The sequence below is a fragment of the Xanthomonas sp. LMG 8993 genome (genome assembly GCF_009835065.2).
GTDB lineage: Bacteria > Pseudomonadota > Gammaproteobacteria > Xanthomonadales > Xanthomonadaceae > Xanthomonas > Xanthomonas arboricola.
In genome coordinates this window covers 178,221-194,123 of the sequence record NZ_QVIF02000009.1, presented here as the reverse complement: position 1 = coordinate 194,123, position 15,903 = coordinate 178,221, and the positions used below count along the sequence as shown (strand labels likewise).

18 protein-coding genes are annotated in these 15,903 nt (G+C 63.8%); 9 read left to right on the top strand and 9 right to left on the bottom strand.

The window, feature by feature from the left end; translation table 11 throughout:
• Nucleotides 1–162 precede the first annotated feature (162 nt).
• Nucleotides 163–723 (bottom strand): hypothetical protein, encoded by a 561-nt coding sequence (locus tag DYQ94_RS16565; RefSeq protein WP_160954945.1) that lies wholly within the window; start codon nucleotides 721–723, stop codon nucleotides 163–165.
• Nucleotides 724–859: 136 nt separating this feature from the next.
• On the opposite strand from DYQ94_RS16565, the gene DYQ94_RS16560 reads away from it, so the two are divergent.
• Both DYQ94_RS16560 and DYQ94_RS16555 read left to right on the top strand, forming a co-directional pair.
• Nucleotides 860–1,111, top strand: a complete 252-nt coding sequence (locus DYQ94_RS16560; RefSeq protein WP_160954944.1) for a hypothetical protein — start codon at nucleotides 860–862, stop codon at nucleotides 1,109–1,111.
• 277 nt (nucleotides 1,112–1,388) lie between these two features.
• Entirely contained in the window at nucleotides 1,389–3,014 is a 1,626-nt protein-coding gene (locus DYQ94_RS16555; RefSeq protein ID WP_160954943.1) for an alpha/beta hydrolase, read from the top strand.
• Between the two features lie 70 nt (nucleotides 3,015–3,084).
• Here the strand turns inward: DYQ94_RS16555 and DYQ94_RS16550 are convergent, their stop codons facing one another.
• Nucleotides 3,085–3,486 carry an antitoxin Xre/MbcA/ParS toxin-binding domain-containing protein gene (locus DYQ94_RS16550; RefSeq protein ID WP_026064237.1) on the bottom strand — a complete coding sequence of 134 codons (402 nt, stop codon included), beginning with the start codon at nucleotides 3,484–3,486 and terminating at the stop codon, nucleotides 3,085–3,087.
• A gap of 326 nt (nucleotides 3,487–3,812) precedes the next feature.
• Between DYQ94_RS16550 and DYQ94_RS16545 the strand changes: the two genes are divergently transcribed.
• The gene (locus DYQ94_RS16545) at nucleotides 3,813–4,244 is read left to right on the top strand and encodes a hypothetical protein (protein WP_184428995.1); all 432 of its coding nucleotides are present in this window, start codon (nucleotides 3,813–3,815) and stop codon (nucleotides 4,242–4,244) included.
• Nucleotides 4,245–4,272: 28 nt separating this feature from the next.
• On the opposite strand, the gene DYQ94_RS16540 is transcribed toward DYQ94_RS16545, so the two are convergent.
• Nucleotides 4,273–4,611: a hypothetical protein gene (locus DYQ94_RS16540; protein WP_160954941.1), complete on the bottom strand. Its 339-nt coding sequence runs from the start codon at nucleotides 4,609–4,611 to the stop codon at nucleotides 4,273–4,275.
• A 118-nt stretch (nucleotides 4,612–4,729) separates the two neighbouring features.
• A complete protein-coding gene (locus DYQ94_RS16535; RefSeq protein ID WP_160954940.1) occupies nucleotides 4,730–5,626 on the bottom strand; it encodes an RluA family pseudouridine synthase in 897 nt (298 codons plus the stop codon).
• A gap of 175 nt (nucleotides 5,627–5,801) precedes the next feature.
• Between DYQ94_RS16535 and DYQ94_RS16530 the strand changes: the two genes are divergently transcribed.
• The 4 genes from DYQ94_RS16530 (at nucleotide 5,802) to DYQ94_RS16515 (ending at nucleotide 9,954) form a co-directional block, all read left to right on the top strand.
• Nucleotides 5,802–7,193: an alpha/beta hydrolase gene (locus DYQ94_RS16530; protein ID WP_160954939.1), complete on the top strand. Its 1,392-nt coding sequence runs from the start codon at nucleotides 5,802–5,804 to the stop codon at nucleotides 7,191–7,193.
• A 238-nt stretch (nucleotides 7,194–7,431) separates the two neighbouring features.
• The gene (locus tag DYQ94_RS16525; protein ID WP_160954938.1) at nucleotides 7,432–8,265 is read left to right on the top strand and encodes a restriction endonuclease; all 834 of its coding nucleotides are present in this window, start codon (nucleotides 7,432–7,434) and stop codon (nucleotides 8,263–8,265) included.
• Between the two features lie 82 nt (nucleotides 8,266–8,347).
• Nucleotides 8,348–9,385 (top strand): DUF2806 domain-containing protein, encoded by a 1,038-nt coding sequence (locus tag DYQ94_RS16520; protein WP_160954937.1) that lies wholly within the window; start codon nucleotides 8,348–8,350, stop codon nucleotides 9,383–9,385.
• Nucleotides 9,386–9,621: 236 nt separating this feature from the next.
• Nucleotides 9,622–9,954 carry a lipoprotein gene (locus DYQ94_RS16515; protein ID WP_039513672.1) on the top strand — a complete coding sequence of 111 codons (333 nt, stop codon included), beginning with the start codon at nucleotides 9,622–9,624 and terminating at the stop codon, nucleotides 9,952–9,954.
• A 424-nt stretch (nucleotides 9,955–10,378) separates the two neighbouring features.
• Here the strand turns inward: DYQ94_RS16515 and DYQ94_RS16510 are convergent, their stop codons facing one another.
• Together DYQ94_RS16510 and DYQ94_RS16505 are read right to left on the bottom strand one after the other, a co-directional pair.
• Complete coding sequence (locus tag DYQ94_RS16510; protein ID WP_160954936.1) at nucleotides 10,379–10,771, bottom strand: hypothetical protein; 393 nt, start codon at nucleotides 10,769–10,771, stop codon at nucleotides 10,379–10,381.
• Nucleotides 10,768–11,244, bottom strand: coding sequence for a hypothetical protein (locus DYQ94_RS16505; RefSeq protein ID WP_237474938.1), 477 nt, complete (start codon nucleotides 11,242–11,244; stop codon nucleotides 10,768–10,770). Before DYQ94_RS16505 ends, DYQ94_RS16510 begins: the two co-directional genes overlap by 4 nt.
• 138 nt (nucleotides 11,245–11,382) lie before the next feature.
• Here DYQ94_RS16505 and DYQ94_RS16500 point away from each other — a divergent pair, with 138 nt between their 5' ends.
• Nucleotides 11,383–11,637, top strand: coding sequence for a type II TA system antitoxin, ParD family (locus DYQ94_RS16500; protein WP_024939619.1), 255 nt, complete (start codon nucleotides 11,383–11,385; stop codon nucleotides 11,635–11,637).
• Nucleotides 11,637–11,807 carry a type II toxin-antitoxin system RelE/ParE family toxin gene (locus DYQ94_RS16495; RefSeq protein ID WP_012439707.1) on the top strand — a complete coding sequence of 57 codons (171 nt, stop codon included), beginning with the start codon at nucleotides 11,637–11,639 and terminating at the stop codon, nucleotides 11,805–11,807. The genes DYQ94_RS16500 and DYQ94_RS16495 overlap by 1 nt, the downstream gene beginning before the upstream one ends.
• On the opposite strand, the gene DYQ94_RS16490 is transcribed toward DYQ94_RS16495, so the two are convergent.
• The 3 genes from DYQ94_RS16490 to recD form a co-directional block, all read right to left on the bottom strand.
• Nucleotides 11,745–12,119 carry a hypothetical protein gene (locus DYQ94_RS16490; RefSeq protein ID WP_237474939.1) on the bottom strand — a complete coding sequence of 125 codons (375 nt, stop codon included), beginning with the start codon at nucleotides 12,117–12,119 and terminating at the stop codon, nucleotides 11,745–11,747. The two genes, DYQ94_RS16495 and DYQ94_RS16490, sit on opposite strands and share 63 nt — an antisense overlap.
• A 351-nt stretch (nucleotides 12,120–12,470) precedes the next feature.
• Nucleotides 12,471–13,526, bottom strand: a complete 1,056-nt coding sequence (locus DYQ94_RS16485; RefSeq protein WP_127170041.1) for a virulence RhuM family protein — start codon at nucleotides 13,524–13,526, stop codon at nucleotides 12,471–12,473.
• Between the two features lie 138 nt (nucleotides 13,527–13,664).
• Nucleotides 13,665–15,815 (bottom strand): exodeoxyribonuclease V subunit alpha, encoded by a 2,151-nt coding sequence (gene recD / locus DYQ94_RS16480; protein WP_160954934.1) that lies wholly within the window; start codon nucleotides 15,813–15,815, stop codon nucleotides 13,665–13,667.
• Between the last annotated feature and the right edge of the window lie 88 nt (nucleotides 15,816–15,903).

Genomic DNA, 15,903 nt, shown 5'->3' with positions numbered 1-15,903 from the left:
AGCGATGGCGTTGGAGGTCATCAACCCGTGGAGTTGATCTGGAGCGTACGGTGGTAAACCGCCATTTCACCCGCCCCCTCTAAGGTGCTGCTTTGAAAACAGCAGCCGAACGAGCCGAAGCTGTCTTCGGCGCGTTCACCGATTACCCGGCGGTTGCAGACATCAGCGCCCCTGGTCTTTGCCCAGCTTGGTACCCAGGGCTCCCTTGAACGGCGCCGGATTGCTGGTCACCAGGCAGTTGTAGGTCTTGTCGCTGTTGAGAACCAGCACGGACGACTGCGGCCCCTTAAAATCCAGCCCGACCGAGAACAGCACATAGGTGTTAGGCAGCGCGCTCGGCCGAAATGCACCGAAGGCATACTCCCCGGACAAGCCCAACGGTGACAGCGGTATCGTCACCGTCATCGGCTGCGTGCCCCCAGGCGATGGCAGCGACGAGGACGCAGACATCATCTTGGACTGCACGTCGATGGAGTACTTGGTGGTGACCGCCAAGCCCAGGTACTTGGAACCCGGTGCGGAAACCTGCTTGCGACAGGCCGCGATGTCTTCGGGTTTCTGATCCTGCTGGCCCGTCTGCAGCGTGGCAAAGACATAGCTCAACGTGACCGTATCCGCCCCGGTCACCGGTGCGGCAACGGCAGCGTCCATGCACAACGCGGCCACGACGAGTGAGAGGCCGCAGGCCGAAAGCGCACCGCGATAGCTGGTTTTACGTTTCATTTCGATCGTTCCCTGGTGTGTGATGCAAGGTTTTGGCAGCGACTGCCGCTTGCGCCTTGAATGGACATTCGCAACGGCACCTGTGCATAACGCCAAGCGGCCGATGATCGATTGCGTACGATGACGACATGCGTGTGTGTGGCAGCACCACACCTACGCCACCCAGCTGGCCACGCCGCTGGTGGGTTCATCGTTGAAGACCAAGGCCTCGCAAACCCGGCAAATCGTCTCAACGACGTTGTTGCGTGATGCAGTTTGGAATTCGGTGCAAATACCGTGTCTGTTTCTCGAATCAGACATCCGTCCAGACCGCACGCAACGCATCGACCACAGGACCAAACATAATCTGCCGCTGCAAGTGCGCCTCACCGGGAAAAGCGAAATCTAAAGCCGACATCAGATTGGATGTCTGTCAGACATTTACCGGGTTGAAACTGACGCTGGCTTTCGTTTTGTTACTTGGGGCCGCCCCAGCTTCATGCCGTGGCTCGCGATGCCGGCCGGAGTCTGTGTCGCGTCCGGTTGATGATGGGAGCGCTGGAGCGGGCAGATCGGATACGGTGACCAGACCTCGCGTTGGTGGCGCACGGCCGGCCGGGAACTGGCTACAGTCTGCACAGGGCCGTGTGCGCCCACTCCATCCACCTGCGTTCCCAAGGATCTGCATGTCTCTGCATCATCTTGCCCCCCGCCTGGGTCTGGCCGTTGGCCTGTTGTGCGCCTGCTGCGCGCACGCCGCCGCACCGGCAGCGGCCCATCGCCTGCTGCGCGTCACGCTGGACGGGGCGGGCGACCAGCCCGTGTCCGGGCGCCTGCTGGTCTTCGCCACGCTGGCCAAGGACGCCCAGGCCGCGGCCAAGGATGGCAAGGACGGCAAAGCCGGCAAGGTGGAGGAGGTGAGCGTGAACCCGTTCCGCCCGACCGCGGTGGCGGTGGCGGCGCAGGAGGTGACCGCGCTCGCCCCCGGTGCCAGCGTCGAGATCGACCTGGACAACATCGCCTTCCCCAGCGGCTTTTCCGCGTTGCCGGCCGGCGAGTACCTGTTCCAGGCCGTGCTGGATCCGGACCACAGTTACAGCTATGCCGGCCGCGATGGCGGCGACCTGTTGAGCGAGGTCACCGCGGTGACGCAGGGCAAGGGCAAGCCGTTGCCCACGCTGACGCTCAGCAAGCAGGTGCCCGCGTCGGACGACCCGTGGCAGGTGTCGCCGCGGGCGCCGCAGGCGATCCGCGACGCCATCCCGGAGGCCAGGCTGCATAGCGCGGACGCCTCGCTGGTCAGCCCGTCGCTGAGCGCGTTCTGGGGCCGGCCGGTGTCGCTGCGCGCCCGCGTGCTCACCCCACCCGGCTACGACGCCAAGGCCGCCACCCGCTACCCCACCGTGTATGTCACCCACGGCTTCGGCGGCAACTACAACCGCTTTGCCGGCAGCATCGCCGCCACCTGGAGCGCAATGGCGGCCAAGCAGATGCCGCCGATGATCTGGGTGTTCCTGGACCAGTCCACGCCCACCGGCACCCACGAGTTCGCCGACTCGGTCAACAACGGCCCCTGGGGCACCGCGCTAATCGAAGAGCTGATCCCTTCGCTCGAACGGCAGTACAAGATGGACGGCAACGCCAAGGGCCGGTTCCTCAACGGGCATTCGTCCGGCGGCTGGGCCACGCTGTGGCTGCAGACGCGCTACCCCAAGCTGTTCGGCGGTACCTGGTCCACCTCGCCCGATTCGAGCGACTTCCACGACTTCACCGGGCCGGATCTGTACGCGCCCAATGCCAACGTCTACCGGCGCCCGGACGGCAGCCAGTTCCCGTTGATCCGCGACCAGGGCAAGGTGGTGGCCGACCTGGAAACCTTCGCCAAGCTCGAACGCGTATTAGGCCCCTACGGCGGGCAGATGACCTCGTTCGACTGGGTGTTCTCGCCGCGCGGGCCCGACGGCCGCCCGGTGCCGATGTTCGACCGCGACACCGGCAAGGTGGACCCGGCCGTGGTGGCCTACTGGCGCACGCACTACGACATCGCCGCGCGCGTGGCCGCGCAGTGGCCCACGCTCAAGCCGGATCTGGACGGCAAGATCCACCTGATCGTCGGCACCGCCGACACGTTCTATCTGGATGGGGCGGCGCGCAAGTTCCAGGCGGTGCTGGACGGCCTGGGCGCCAAAAGTGACTTCCGCTACCTGGAAGGCCGCACCCACTTCGACCTGTACAAGGAGGGCGAGGACAGCAACGCCTTGATGAAGAAGATTGCCTGGGAGATGTACGCCGTGGCGCGGCCCAAGCAGTAAGCGCGCCGGCGCTGCCGATCGGCGTGCCGGCCACCGGCACGCCAGGGCGCGGCATCACCGGCCCCGCTGCTCAGGCCGAGCGCTTGGGCAATTCCCACTCCAGCTGCTGCCTGAGCACCAGCAGCAGCACCTTCAGGCTGCCGCTGCGGACCAGCGCGGCCGGCGTCTGGCCGTCCAGCGCGTTCATGGGCTTGCGGAACCAGCCAATCAGCGCCTCGTTGTTGCCGCCGTTCAAGGCCCAGGCATGGCAGACGATCTCGCCCAGGTTCTCGATGCCGGTGCTGCCCAGCAGCTTGAGGTGCTCCGGCGTGAACGCGAACAGCGACAGCACCAGCTCGGCGTCGGCGGCCTTGCCGTGGTCGACCGCCATCTGCTGGCTGTGCGCGGTGTTATAGGCCGCTCCCTGCGCGCGGAAGTCTTCGGCACGCCGCATGCCGGTGAGCAGTGATGCAATGAGGTCGGCGCGTTCCATAAAGCAGTCCAACGGTGTGATAGCGCGCACGCTATCCGCGTCGCCGCCGCCGCTCAATCAGGAGTCTCCTGACAGCGGCGATGGGCGTCAGCAGCCGTTGCATTACGCGCCGGCCGGCCCGTGCGGGGTTGGCAGGCCGGCGGCGGCTTCGGTGGCCGATTCCCGCTTGCGCGCCCGTCTGGAAGCGGCGCCAACCATTGGCAGCGCTTAACGCGGGGATTGCTAGCATCCGGGCGCGTCACTGGCAGCAGCCCGCCTGCAGGGCTGCCGTACTGGAGTGTCATCTCATGAGGAGTTGTCAGATGCCCTGGAAATCCGCTCTCACCATGCTTGCCCTGTCCACCGCCGCGCTGCCGGCGCTGGCCCAGTCCGACCGCCAGGTGGTCGAAGACATGCTCACCCGCTCGGCCAATGTCTGCCCCGGCCACAGCACCGACCGCACCGCGCCCACCGTCAAGGCCGTGCCCGTGGGCGCGCTGCGGGTGATGCTGGAACGCGGTCTGGTCATGTGCCCGGACCGCCGCCTGGATGCCGCCGCGCCGGCGGTGTTCTACGGCCGCCTGGGTGTGTTCGCCTGGAACCCGGAAGTGCCCGCCGGCAAGACGGTGATCGTCAAGCAGATCGACACCATGACCCGCAACGAGGAATACCCCGCCGAGACGCTGGTGTGGGACGCCAAGGGCACCGCGCTCAAGCAGCAGACCGTGCCGATGTTCGAGCCCAAGCCGGGTGCGGCGGTGTTGTACAAGGTGCGTTGAGGCTGACGCGATTGCACGCGGCGCCCGGTCAAACCCTGGCGCCGCGCTGCCCGCTCGCTTCGGCCGCATCGTCCGGGCCATCGCCACCGAGCCGCTGCTCGTAAATCTCGTCGACCACGCCGCGTACCGCGCGGGCGGCATTGAAGATGCTCTCGCCCAGAACCGACAGACTGGTGGCATCCAGCGGCTTGCCGCTGCACACCGCCACCATGTCGCTCTGCGCAGTGATCGTGCGCAGCAGCGTATGGAACTGGTCGATCTGCTGCAGGGTGACGCCGAAGGTGAAGGGCTCTGCGTGAGTTTGTATTTTGGCCGCTGGCCGCACGCGCTGCCGAGTATTGGTCGTAAGGGCTCTCGAAGTGCTCATGCCGTCTGTCCTCGACGTGAGCGGACGGGATGTCCGCAAGGCCACCGTAACGCGCTTTTTCGGATATCTGAAAACCAGATATTTCGCCTGATTTTTTAGCGCAGCGCAGGTTTGCGTCTCAAGCCGATTTTGTCGGTTCGATCGTCGCGGTGAAGCGCCGAGGCTCACCAGTAATTGGGTCATCGAATGCCAACGTGTGCGCGAACAACTGCAGTGGCCGCTCCGGATCATCGGGCCGCTGATCTTCCAGCTCTGGATAGAAGCGGTCATGCAGGATCGGCGCGCCCAGCGCGGCCATATGCACGCGCAACTGGTGCTTGCGCCCGGTGACCGGCTCCAATCGATACGTCCACGTGTCTGCGCCGCGCGCGACCACATCGATCACCGTCTCACTGTTCGGCTCGCCCACACCCTCGCGCATGCGGAAGAACGGCTCGCCTGGCTCCAGCCGGCTGCGATACACATACGGAAATGTCAGCCCTGGCAGCGGCGGTGCCACCGCCAGATAGTGCTTGCGGATGCGCCGCTCGCGGAACAGCGCCTGATAGATGCCGCGCGTGGCTGGATTGGCAGAGAACAACACCAGCCCGGCGGTGTCACGGTCGATGCGGTGCAGCGGCACCAACGCGGGGTTATCGAAGCGCCGCACCAGCCGGGTGAGCAACGTCTCGCGCACATACACGCCTGCGGGCACCACCGGCAGAAAGTGCGGCTTGCACGCCACCACCACATGCTCATCGGCATGCACCACGGTTTCCATCGCCGCGACGACGGGCTCATCTGCCACTTCGCGGAAGTAATAGATCTCCGCACCCAATCGATACGCCGCCGACACATCCAGCACCTGCGCATTCGCGTCCAGCACACGCCCACGCGCGAAACGGTCACGCCACGTGGCCGCATCCACACTCGGGAAACATGCGCATAGCACCTCCAATACCGTGGCCCAGCTTCCCATTGGTAGCTGGAACTGGCTGGCGGCCATGCCATCGAGGATCGGGCGTGTTGAAACCATGGCGACAGCGATGCGCGCTCAAACAGTTGGGGTTGGATCGTACCGTGCCTACGTTTGGCTGTTGCGCACTCTGCGCAGCGACAGGCGCACCTCATCGGCGAAGAATGACTTTCGGGCGATACGCGCGCAGCCCCATTAGGTAATGCTGCGGATCTTTGCCGAGAGATGGAACTCCATGCGTCGTCCTACGATCTATGCGGCCGTTGCCTGCCTTGCTGCATTCCTTGCACCGGTTGCCGCCGCGGCGCAGACGCCACCGCCATCATTCACCGCATGTGCCGACGCTGCGGCACACACACCATTGGTCGGTAGCGAATGCCTGATCATCGACGTGCCGCTGCGTCATGAAGCCGCGGATGCTGGCACGATCGAGCTATTCGTTCGCCGTTTTCCTACGCCGGACCAGAGCAAGCGACGCGGCGAAGTCTGGTTGATTGCGGGCGGGCCGGGCGAAGCCGGCGCATCGCTGTACCCGATGATCAGCACTTACCGGCGCGCCTTTCCCGGCTATGACCTGATCATTCCGGACCATCGCGGCACTGGGCGCTCGGCCCGCCTGTGCCCCGCGCAGGAAGCGCCGCAAAGCGCAGACGGCGTGGGCCTGGCCGGCGCCGAATGGGGCCCGTGCATCGGCGCGCTGTATGCAGATGCGCAAAGAACCAAGGCCTTCACCATCACCGAAGCGGCGCAAGATCTTGCACTGCTGATCCGCCAGCAACGACACAAGGGCAAGGTGCTGCTGTACGGCGTGTCCTATGGCACGCAGTTGGCACTGCGCACCCTGCAAGTGGCGCCCATCCCGTTGGATGGGCTGGTGCTGGATGGCCTGGTGCCACCGGAGACTGCCGCGCAATGGGACTTGAGCCACCGTACCGCGGTGGTCGATACGGTAGGCCGCGCGCTGTTGGACGACGCACACATCGCTACCTATCGCAGCGTGCTCGATCGCAGCGATAGCGCCGCATGGCGCACGCAAATCCCCGGCAAAGACCTCAAGCGCTTTCTCGGCATGCTGCTCAACTTCCCCACGCTGCGCGACCGGATCCCCGCGATCATCGACGGCCTGGCCCGCGACGATGCCAGCTTGCTTACCGCCGCCATCGCCGACCTGCAGACATCACTTGCAGCCATGGGCCAAGGCGGCGATAACCAGCCCGCATTGCCGCTGGTCATGCTGATTGCCGCGTCCGAAAACAATGCGCGGCCAACCCTCACCCGCGAAACGGTCGCGACCGAAGCCAAGGACGCCCTGTTCGTCAGCCCCATCCCCGGCCTGCTGGTGGACGCCGGCCTGCCCACCTACCCGCGCGACGCCTGGTTCGGCCGCAGCCCCGCCACCCTGCCACGCACGCTGATCATCCACGGCACGCTAGACCCCAACACCCCCTACGCCGGCGCGCAGGCGCATGCCGCATTGCTGAAAGCCGCAGGCCCGATGACCTTCAGCACCGTTGAGCGTGGCGCGCATCTGCTCGCGTTTGCAGCCCCTGCGTGTTTTGCGAGTGCGGTTGCTGAGTTTGTGGCGGACCGGAAAGTTGCTGAGCGCTGTCGTGAGCCTGGGGAATGATGATGGGCTATAGAACTGCCATCTTATTGCTCAGTATTTAAAGCGCTCCCCGTCTGCGGCCTACGAAGATGCGCTGATAGCCACACAAGCAAACTCAAGCATTGGCACAACGGCGAGCTCTGCCGCAATGGAGCACTTAATGCAGCGCAGTTAATGGGAGATAGATCGCAACGCCGGTTGGTTTGCTGACAAACCTTGTTCCAGCGGTTATGTTCGAACCTGGAACGGGGGTTCTTGCATGGGACGCAGAAAGAGGCAGAGCGGGTTCGAAGCGTTGGCCGCATTGCCGTGGCCGGTTGGCTTCGTGATGGGAATCGCTGCATATCTGGTGGTGCGCTATGGCATCGCCTGGTGGTTCTCTCACCAGGGTGGAATGCTGTCGCATGGCTTCGCCCAGCAATCGAGTGGAATGTTCGCGCCATTGGCGTGGACGCTGCTCGGCGTCTGCTGGCTTGCTGCGCTGTTCTCCTATCTGCGCACACGCAGCCGGCGACGCTTTCTGGAAACACGCACAAGCCTGGAGAGCCTGGCCGCCGGCGGCTGGCGCCAGTTCGAACTATTGGTGGGCGAAGCGTTTCGCCGCCAGGGCTACAGCGTCGAAGAAACCGGCCTGGGCGGCGCCGACGGCGGCATCGACCTGATCCTGCGCAAGGACGGCCGCCGCACGCTGGTGCAATGCAAGCAGTGGAAGCGCCAGCAAGTCGGCGTCAGCGTCGTGCGAGAAATGTTCGGCCTGCTCGCCCATCACCAGGCCAATGAGGTGAAGATCGCATGTATCGGCACCTATACGAAGGACGCTGAGCGCTTCGCCGAAGGCAAGCCGATTGAGTTGATTGGCGGCGAACAGCTACTCGCGATGACACGAGCGGATCAACAACAAGCAACGACCCTGCAAGCGCCACTAGCAGCTCGCGTCGAGCCTATCTTTGCTTCCGCCTCCTCTGCCTCCACAAACGCTGCCGCTCCGCGCTGCGCACGTTGCGGCAATGCACTCGTACAAAGAAGGAATCGGCGCACAAACGAGCAATTCCTAGGTTGCACCCAGTTCCCTACGTGCAGAGGAACTGCATAAGTAGACCTGACCCATTTTTTTTCTAAAGACAGCGCTGGCAAAATTCACCGCTTAAAATTCCTGCAAAAATAATGAGTAACGTATGGACCCTGTAACAACAACAGCTGCAAAATGGACGGCGGCACTATGGAAGGCCGTGGGCGGCGGGATCATATCTGGGATACTTAAGCCAGGTCAGGTTCGTCGAGAAGGCATGGCTTCAATTGACGTTGAGTTCAATAAAAAACTCGCCCTAACGCAAGCGGAGGTATACGCGCAGGACATCATAGCCGGGAGAAAGTCTTACTCAATGGATGAGAAAAGGCTTATTTCGCATGACATCTCTCAGCTATTCTCAAATCAGTTGAGTGAATCAACCGCCGAACCTCAATCCACCGCGCAGCTCAGCAGCGTGTTAGACGTAATGGCTGCTAATACGTTGAAGCGTGAAATCAATGTTGCAAAAGCAGCTCTGCATGCAGAGGAGGAGTTTGAAGGCGAGACATGTGATCCTCCCGAGCAACCGCCATCTGAGGATTGGCTAACTCGATGGAGAGATAGCGCAGAAAAGGTGTCTGAGGATGAGATGCAAAGGCTCTGGGGGCGTATATTGGCTGGTGAGATAAAGCAGCCTGGAACCTATTCACTCCGCGCACTTGAAGTGATCAGAAATCTTAGTAAAGAAGATGCAGATCTAATCGCCAACATCTCCAACTTCAGATCAAACGATGTTATATTCAAACCTGAAAGCGATGATTTCTTTAATAAAAAGGGGTTAAGCTTCGCCCAATTGATGGAACTGCAAGACCTTGGATTGATTGCCGGGGTAGAATCAATGGGCCTTAGTATTCAAATCACATCGCAATCTGCTACGCCGCTCCAAGGCGAATTCGTTTTCCACAATTATGTAGTTAGATTTTCATCACAAGACATAGGCAAAAGGATTAGCGTTCCCGTGTACACGGTATCAAAGATGGGGAGGCAAATTATTGGCTTGGCAAAACCCGAAGATGATCCTACTTACATTTGTCTGTTAAGGGATTACCTGATAAGGCAAGACTGCCAAAGTTCGATACACGAAATAATCGAGTTTTTAGCCGACGGCAACTATCGCTACAAGAGGGACGAAGTGGTTTTCTAACTGCTCTAAAAGCGTAAGCCGTGACGGCTCATCCGTCACTGATGCAGGGCGATAACGCCATTTCCGCTAGTCCTCCCTATAAGGGCGCGTCTAGCGGAGCGGTGACATGCCGGTTAACGAGATCAGGTGAGTTTCCAACGGCTGCGCTCACGTTAAGCAGCCATAGCGCGAAACCTTGACCTCCCATACATCCCCCACCCGCCATCCTCGCCCCAGCCTCAACTGGAGAACACGCGATGATGAAGTGGATGGGCACCGCGCTGGCCGCGGCACTGCTGGTGAGCGGTTGCGCCAAGGAGGAGGGCGAGAAGTTCGTCGGCCACTGGGTCAACGTGCAGACGCAGGAAGAGACGATGGACATTGAGCGCAATGGCGAGACCTTCATGGTGCGCAGCACCACGCCGAAGTTCTTCAGCCGCAAGCCCAAGACCGAGAGCTACCCGGCGGTCTACAAGGACGGGGCGCTGCAGGTCACCAACGATGGCGAGACGGTGAACTTCGCCATCGACGCGGCCAACGGCCACCTCAACACCGGTGGCGAGCAGTACCAGCGCGTGCCGGCCAAGTAAGCCCGCCGCTGTCGCCAGCGCCCGCGTGCAGACCTTGCCGGTCGCACGCGGGCGTTTGCGTTTGTGGCCTAGCCGGCCACGCCGAAGGGCTACTGGTGCACGCTGCCTCGCGCAGACGCCGGGCCGGACACACCGCCCGTCGCCCGGCCTTGCGCTGCCGCTGCCATTCCACCCCGCGCAAGCCTTACAGTGCGCAGGCACGCCAGGGTCATGGCGCTGCCCGACCGATCAATCCAGCAACTACGAGGGTGTCATGAGCAAGGGGATGGACCAGAAGAAGAGCCAGAAGAAAGAGCCGACCAAGACGCTGAAGGAAAAGCGCGCGGCCAAGCAGGAAAAGAAGGGCAAGTAAGCCGCCCGGCCTGCCAGACGGCAGACGAGGTCAGGCGCAGGCCTGGCCTCGCGGTGTGATACCGTGCCAACCTCAATGCCCCCCCAGGCGTAATGGGTGCTCAGGGTTCTCACGGATGAAGCGATCGACCTCCGACAGCCTGGCTGGGAGAGCAACGCACGGGTGGCTGCGGTAACTGAAGAACCGAAAGCCAGCGCGATACAACCGCTCGACCTTGCGCCATTGCGCCTGGCTGCGGGCCGGGGGTGCCTTGAACGAACGCCCCATCACGCACAGCGCGTTACCGCAGCCAGGACAGGGGGCCACCTGCTCGCGCGGAGCGATCTTGAAACTTCTGCGGCAACCGAAGCAGGCGTGCGCTAGCCGATAGGCGGCGCCGGTGACGGGCGCCTTGGCCACACGCGGCTGACGAGCACCGACGGCATAACGCAATGCGGTGCGATGGGCTTTGTCGGTGGAACTCATTGACGTGCCTCCGGGCCGACCACGGCTGGCTGACGCTGCACGACATACCAAGTACTGCCATCGCATGACGCGGTGCCGGCCCGATGCGTGGCGGGCAGGATCGCTGCGACCTCGGCAGGCAGAGCCAGTTGCCAATCCAGGTTGGGAAAGGCGGCCGGGAAGCTCGTGCCGTTCGGATTGGCAGAGTGCGCGTAGATGCCCGTATCCATCGTGTCCTCACTGAGGTCTGCCCACAGTTGCACCGCTGTCCCACGTTGCGCCAGATGTGCTTCCAGGTAGCACAACACACGCACTGCCACCGCGTTGACCGTCTGCCGATGCTCAACACAGCAGTGGCCGCGGCCATTCCAGTCCACATGCGTATGCCACAGGTCGAACCAGCTTTCCGGATCCAACCGGTCAACCGCTGCACGCGCCTTGGCTTCTGCCCGCGCCCAATAGCGCTCCATCCGTTTGCGGCGACGTCGGTCCATCGGTGCGGTCCTGTTTCGGGAGCGCAGTTTCCGTCAAAACACTGCACGGCGTCACCCGAGCTGGGGTCCCAAAGCTCTGCAATCGGTCAACCAGCCCAGATGCGCTAATGTGGGTTTGTATGGATTTAGGAGCGCGTCATGAGCCGTTTGACCATTGATCTAAGCGATCAGCAGCATCAGAGCCTGAAGGCGCTGGCGGCTCTGCAGGGCAAGACCATCAAGCAATACGCGCTTGAACGCCTGTTCCCTGGCGACCTAAACGCTGATCAGGCATGGCAGGAGTTGAAGACCCTCCTTGGGGGACGTGTCGAGCAAGGCCTTGCCGGCAAGGTTTCTACCAAGAGCATCAGCACCATCCTGGATGAAGAATTGGCCGGGGGCCGTCGCGGTTGATGCACGGCTACGTCCTCACCGATGCAGCCGAAGCCGATCTGCGCGGGATCATCCGCTACACCTCGGCACGCTGGGGCCAGGCGCAGGTTCGCCGATACATCGCAGACCTATCGAGGCGTGATCTCGATGATGTTGGATGTAGCAGTCTTCAGCGACGTCATATCGGCTGAGGTGGTTTTACTCTTTGATTCCTGCTGCTCCCGATAACGTATAAGTGGGTGTACCCCGACCGAGTAATTGCGCCCAGGCATGATCTGGTAACTCAATGACAGATTGATCGTCCTGACGATTGACTGCCCCGGCTTCAGGACAAGAGATGGCGTGGAACCTCGGACGTTGTGCACATAGATGCCGCGATAGTCGACGGGGCTGCCGTCCTCTTGCATGACCTTGAACAGATTGGTCTGCAACACCCCGCCTTTGTCTACGTCTGGAACATACGAGGCAGGTAGCTCGATGGGCTGGTCACCTGCGTTGGCCATCGTGACTGAGACGGATGCTCCAGCTGTCGCTGTATGCGCTGCCTGTCTGTTTTGGAGTCTGATCTCCAGCCTCCCAGCCGCAGTCGCGCTGGAGCAGGCTGACAGCGCGAGAACCCCAAGAACCCATATCGCCTTCATCATTCACCTCTTACGCGCAAGCGCTTCTTTGTCGTCACTTCTCATGCCATCTCTCCGGCTTGGGGTACGAGCCCTGGACGGGCGGAACCACCGTGGCGGGCGACTCCTGGGCAGACGCTAGTCGCGATTCATCCTCGGAGCGATCTTTCAATCCAACGTGCACTATCGCGCGCGGTTGGGGACCTGACGCTTTGGCGCTTCCCACATCACCGTCTAGCGCAAGTCCTCGTCGGCACCGTCCACCCGGTCTCCTGCATCAAGCTGCTGCAACACGCGATCGAAATCGCTCACGAACAGCTGGTCCTGCACGATGCGGTACTTTTCGAACTCGCTTTCCGCATGCGCTTTGGCGATCTCGGCGGTGACGCGCCCTGCGTCCTGCAACACCTGCCGGTCGGTTGCTTCGATGAAACGATTCAGACGTGTTTCCCAATCCTGCATGGTCATCGGAATCTGCCGCAGTGCCATGTCCTCGGCCAGGTCCAGATAGGCCGATACGAGGCGTTGCAACTGCGCCATCTCGCCGGTGGTCAGGTAGTTCTTGGCAACCGCCACGTCGAACTTCTGGATCTTCCCGCGCGGTGCATCGGCCCAGGTGGTCAGGCCCATGTGCTGCTTGCCGGCATCGGCTCGGTGGTAGACGACTTCTGCTGCGGTTTGCCCGTGGATGGCCCAGTGCAGCTTGTTCTGCACTGTGGCGAAGAACCGCTGGGTTGCCTGCGCGGTGGCATCGTAGTCCAGGGCGGTGGCGTAGATGTCGGTGATCTTCTGGTAGAACTTGCGCTCGGAGAGACGGATCTCGCGGATGCGCTGCAACTGCTCTTCGAAGTAGCGCTTGCCGAGCACCGTGCCGTCATTCTTCAGGCGCTCATCGTCCATCGCGAAGCCCTTGATCGTGAAGGACTCGATGATGGTGGTGGCCCACTTGCGGAACTGCACCGCGCGCTCGGAATTGACCTTGTAGCCCACGGCAATGATGGCCGCGAGGTTGTAGTGCTTGGTGTCGTAGCTCTTGCCGTCGGCGGCAGTTATTCGAAAATTTCGAATAACTGCATCTGGCTGTAACTCGTTGTCAGCGAACACCTTTTTCAGGTGGTAGTTGATGGTGTGGGTTTCGACATCGTAGAGCTGGGCCAGCATCTTCTGCGTCAGCCAGACGTTTTCGTCGGCATACGCCGCCTGCACGCCGCCCTCGCCTGCGGCGGCCACGAAGGTCAGGTATTCGGCCGCCGACGAGCGGACGAGCGAAATTTCATGCTTTTTCGCCATTGATGCCTCCCATGCTGGCGATACCGCACAACCAGTTTTTCTTCGTCCATGATGCTATCCGGGCATGCCCGGTGATGGTGATAGGCGAACGTGCCGTTCTGCCGTAAGTGATGTTGCCATTGCGCCGGCTCGCGTCCATCAGAACAACGAACCCTGCACGGGCAACGCAGTAGCTGGTTCTGTTGCTGGCTTGGCGGGTACCGCCTGCTGCTGCGCCCCCAACCGCCACGCCAGACCCGAGATGCGTGCGGCGTGCCGGGCGAGTGCGCTGCGGATGACCGCTTCGCTGCCGGCCAGGTGCAGGGCGCGGCGGGCGCGGGTGATGCCGGTGTAGAGCAGTTCGCGGCTGAGCACGCGGGCGTCGCGGGTGGGCAGTTGCAGCCAGACGGTGTCGAATTCGCTGCCCTGGGCCTTGTGCACGGTCATGGCGAAGGCGCTTTCGTGCGCGGGCAGTGCGGCGGGATGGAAGCCGCGCACCTGGCCGTCGCCGTCGCCTTCGAACCAGGCGACCAACGGGCCTTGGGCACGACTGTCGGTGCCTGGGTCGCGGCGGCTGGCGGTGCCGCCGGGCTGGTCTGGCCTTGAAGAGGCGCCTTCGTCGCTGCGCCCCGAAGAGGGACTCGCTTCGCTTCGCAGGCAGATGCCGACGTCGCCGTTGAACAGGCCGTGGCGGTAGCTGTTTTCGGTGATCAGCAGCAGGCGGCCCTGGAACCAGGGCGAGGCGGCGCCGAGGCGGCGCGCGCCGGAGCCGGTTTCGGCCAGCAGTTGTTCGATACGGGCGTTGAGGCCGCGTGCGCCCTGCGGGCCGGCGCGCACGGCGGTGAGCAGGCGCAGGCGCGCGGCGTCGCGCAGGGCCGCGGCCGGGTCGTGCGCATCGGCCAGCGCGCGCCAGTGCGCGAGCAGTGCGTCGCGGCCCAGGGTGAGCGGGTCTTCGCCGTCTTCGTGGAAGTGCACGCCGGCCAGCTCGCCGCTGCGCAGCAGGGCCAGGGCGGTGTCGGCGTCGCCGGCGCGCACGGCGTCGGCCAACGGGGCCAGTGCAAAGCCGTCCGCCTGCCGGTAGCCGCGCAGCAGGTGCACGCGGTGGCCGGCTAGGCCGCCGCCGTGGCTGGCGGTGGGCGTGGTGTCGGCGGGCGCGGTGCCGAGCAGCGCTTGCAGCGCCTGTGCGTCCTGCGGCTGCAGGGCATCGCCGGGCCCGGCGGCCTGCAGGATGGCGGCGAGCACGTCGCCGGCTTCCACCGAAGGCAGCTGGTCGGCGTCGCCGAGCAGGATCAGCTGGGTGCCATCGGCCACGGCTTCGACCAGCTTGCACATCAGCGGCAGGTCGACCATGGAGGCTTCGTCGACGACGATCAGGTCCAACGGCAGCGGGTTGTCGGCGTGATGGCGGAAGTGCGGGGAATCCGGGATGACGCCGAGCAGGCGATGCAGGGTGCTGGCACCGCTGGGCAGGGCATCGGCCAGGGCCGGGTCGATGCCGCCAGCGATGGCGCGCGTGACCGCAAGGCGCAGGCTCTCGGCCATGCGCTCGGCGGCGCGGCCGGTGGGCGCGGCCAGGGCGATGCGCGGGGCCGGGGTGTTGGAGGCGTGTGCCTGGGCGATGCGCAGCAGCAGCAGGCGGGCGATGGTGGTCGTCTTGCCGGTGCCGGGGCCGCCGGTGACCAGCAGCAGGGTGCGGCGCAGCGCCAGCGCGGCGGCCTGGGCCTGGCGGTCTGGGTGGTGGGACGGGGCCGGTGGGGCCGTACCTTCCTGGTCGACGGATGGCTCGGGCAGGCGCGTGCCCTCACCCGCCCTTCGGGCACCCTCTCCCGGGGGGAGAGGGGAAGCCTGGGGGAATAGCTGCCCGAATAGTGGGGATAGCGTGGCTGCGTCGAAGGGCGGTGGCGACTGGGCGGCGATGCGTTGCAGGCCCAGCGCCAGGCGGCGTTCGTACTCGCGGTAGCGGCGCAGGTAGAGCAGGCCGCGTTCCAGCACCAGCGGGCAGTCGGCGGCGGCGGGGTCTTGCGGATTCGGTTGGTCGACCCAGCGCGAGGCGGCCAAGGTGCGTTGCCAGTCGCCTGGGTCCGGGAGTGCGGGCGCTGGGCCCTCGCGCGTGTCCAGCAGCATGCCGGCGCGGCTGGGGTCCAGCCCTGCGTGGCCGCTGGTGACGGCCAGCGAGGCGAGTGCGGCGCCGGCCAACACCTGGGGGTCGGTGTCCGGGGCCAGGCGTTGCAGGCTCTGGGCGAAGGCCAGATCCAGCGGGCGCAGGGCGTCGGCCTTGATCAGGGCGTTGAAGAGGGTTGGGTGGTTCATGCGGTGGACGCCTCCCCGGCGCAGGCGCCCTCACCCCAACTTCCGCTGCGCGCCCCGGCCCGCGCGGCGTGGCGCAGACACTGCCAGG

Excerpts from the sequence above, each read along its gene's own strand:
- DYQ94_RS16565 (WP_160954945.1), bottom strand. The coding sequence starts at position 723 with ATGAAACGTAAAACCAGCTATCGCGGTGCGCTTTCGGCCTGCGGCCTC.
- DYQ94_RS16555 (WP_160954943.1), top strand. The coding sequence starts at position 1,389 with ATGTCTCTGCATCATCTTGCCCCCCGCCTGGGTCTGGCCGTTGGCCTG.
- DYQ94_RS16550 (WP_026064237.1), bottom strand. The coding sequence starts at position 3,486 with ATGGAACGCGCCGACCTCATTGCATCACTGCTCACCGGCATGCGGCGT.
- DYQ94_RS16545 (WP_184428995.1), top strand. The coding sequence starts at position 3,813 with ATGCTTGCCCTGTCCACCGCCGCGCTGCCGGCGCTGGCCCAGTCCGAC.
- DYQ94_RS16540 (WP_160954941.1), bottom strand. The coding sequence starts at position 4,611 with ATGAGCACTTCGAGAGCCCTTACGACCAATACTCGGCAGCGCGTGCGG.
- DYQ94_RS16535 (WP_160954940.1), bottom strand. The coding sequence starts at position 5,626 with ATGGTTTCAACACGCCCGATCCTCGATGGCATGGCCGCCAGCCAGTTC.
- DYQ94_RS16530 (WP_160954939.1), top strand. The coding sequence starts at position 5,802 with ATGCGTCGTCCTACGATCTATGCGGCCGTTGCCTGCCTTGCTGCATTC.
- DYQ94_RS16525 (WP_160954938.1), top strand. The coding sequence starts at position 7,432 with ATGGGACGCAGAAAGAGGCAGAGCGGGTTCGAAGCGTTGGCCGCATTG.
- DYQ94_RS16520 (WP_160954937.1), top strand. The coding sequence starts at position 8,348 with ATGGACCCTGTAACAACAACAGCTGCAAAATGGACGGCGGCACTATGG.
- DYQ94_RS16515 (WP_039513672.1), top strand. The coding sequence starts at position 9,622 with ATGATGAAGTGGATGGGCACCGCGCTGGCCGCGGCACTGCTGGTGAGC.
- DYQ94_RS16510 (WP_160954936.1), bottom strand. The coding sequence starts at position 10,771 with ATGAGTTCCACCGACAAAGCCCATCGCACCGCATTGCGTTATGCCGTC.
- DYQ94_RS16505 (WP_237474938.1), bottom strand. The coding sequence starts at position 11,244 with ATGGACCGACGTCGCCGCAAACGGATGGAGCGCTATTGGGCGCGGGCA.
- DYQ94_RS16500 (WP_024939619.1), top strand. The coding sequence starts at position 11,383 with ATGAGCCGTTTGACCATTGATCTAAGCGATCAGCAGCATCAGAGCCTG.
- DYQ94_RS16495 (WP_012439707.1), top strand. The coding sequence starts at position 11,637 with ATGCACGGCTACGTCCTCACCGATGCAGCCGAAGCCGATCTGCGCGGG.
- DYQ94_RS16490 (WP_237474939.1), bottom strand. The coding sequence starts at position 12,119 with ATGGCCAACGCAGGTGACCAGCCCATCGAGCTACCTGCCTCGTATGTT.
- DYQ94_RS16485 (WP_127170041.1), bottom strand. The coding sequence starts at position 13,526 with ATGGCGAAAAAGCATGAAATTTCGCTCGTCCGCTCGTCGGCGGCCGAA.
- recD (WP_160954934.1), bottom strand. The coding sequence starts at position 15,815 with ATGAACCACCCAACCCTCTTCAACGCCCTGATCAAGGCCGACGCCCTG.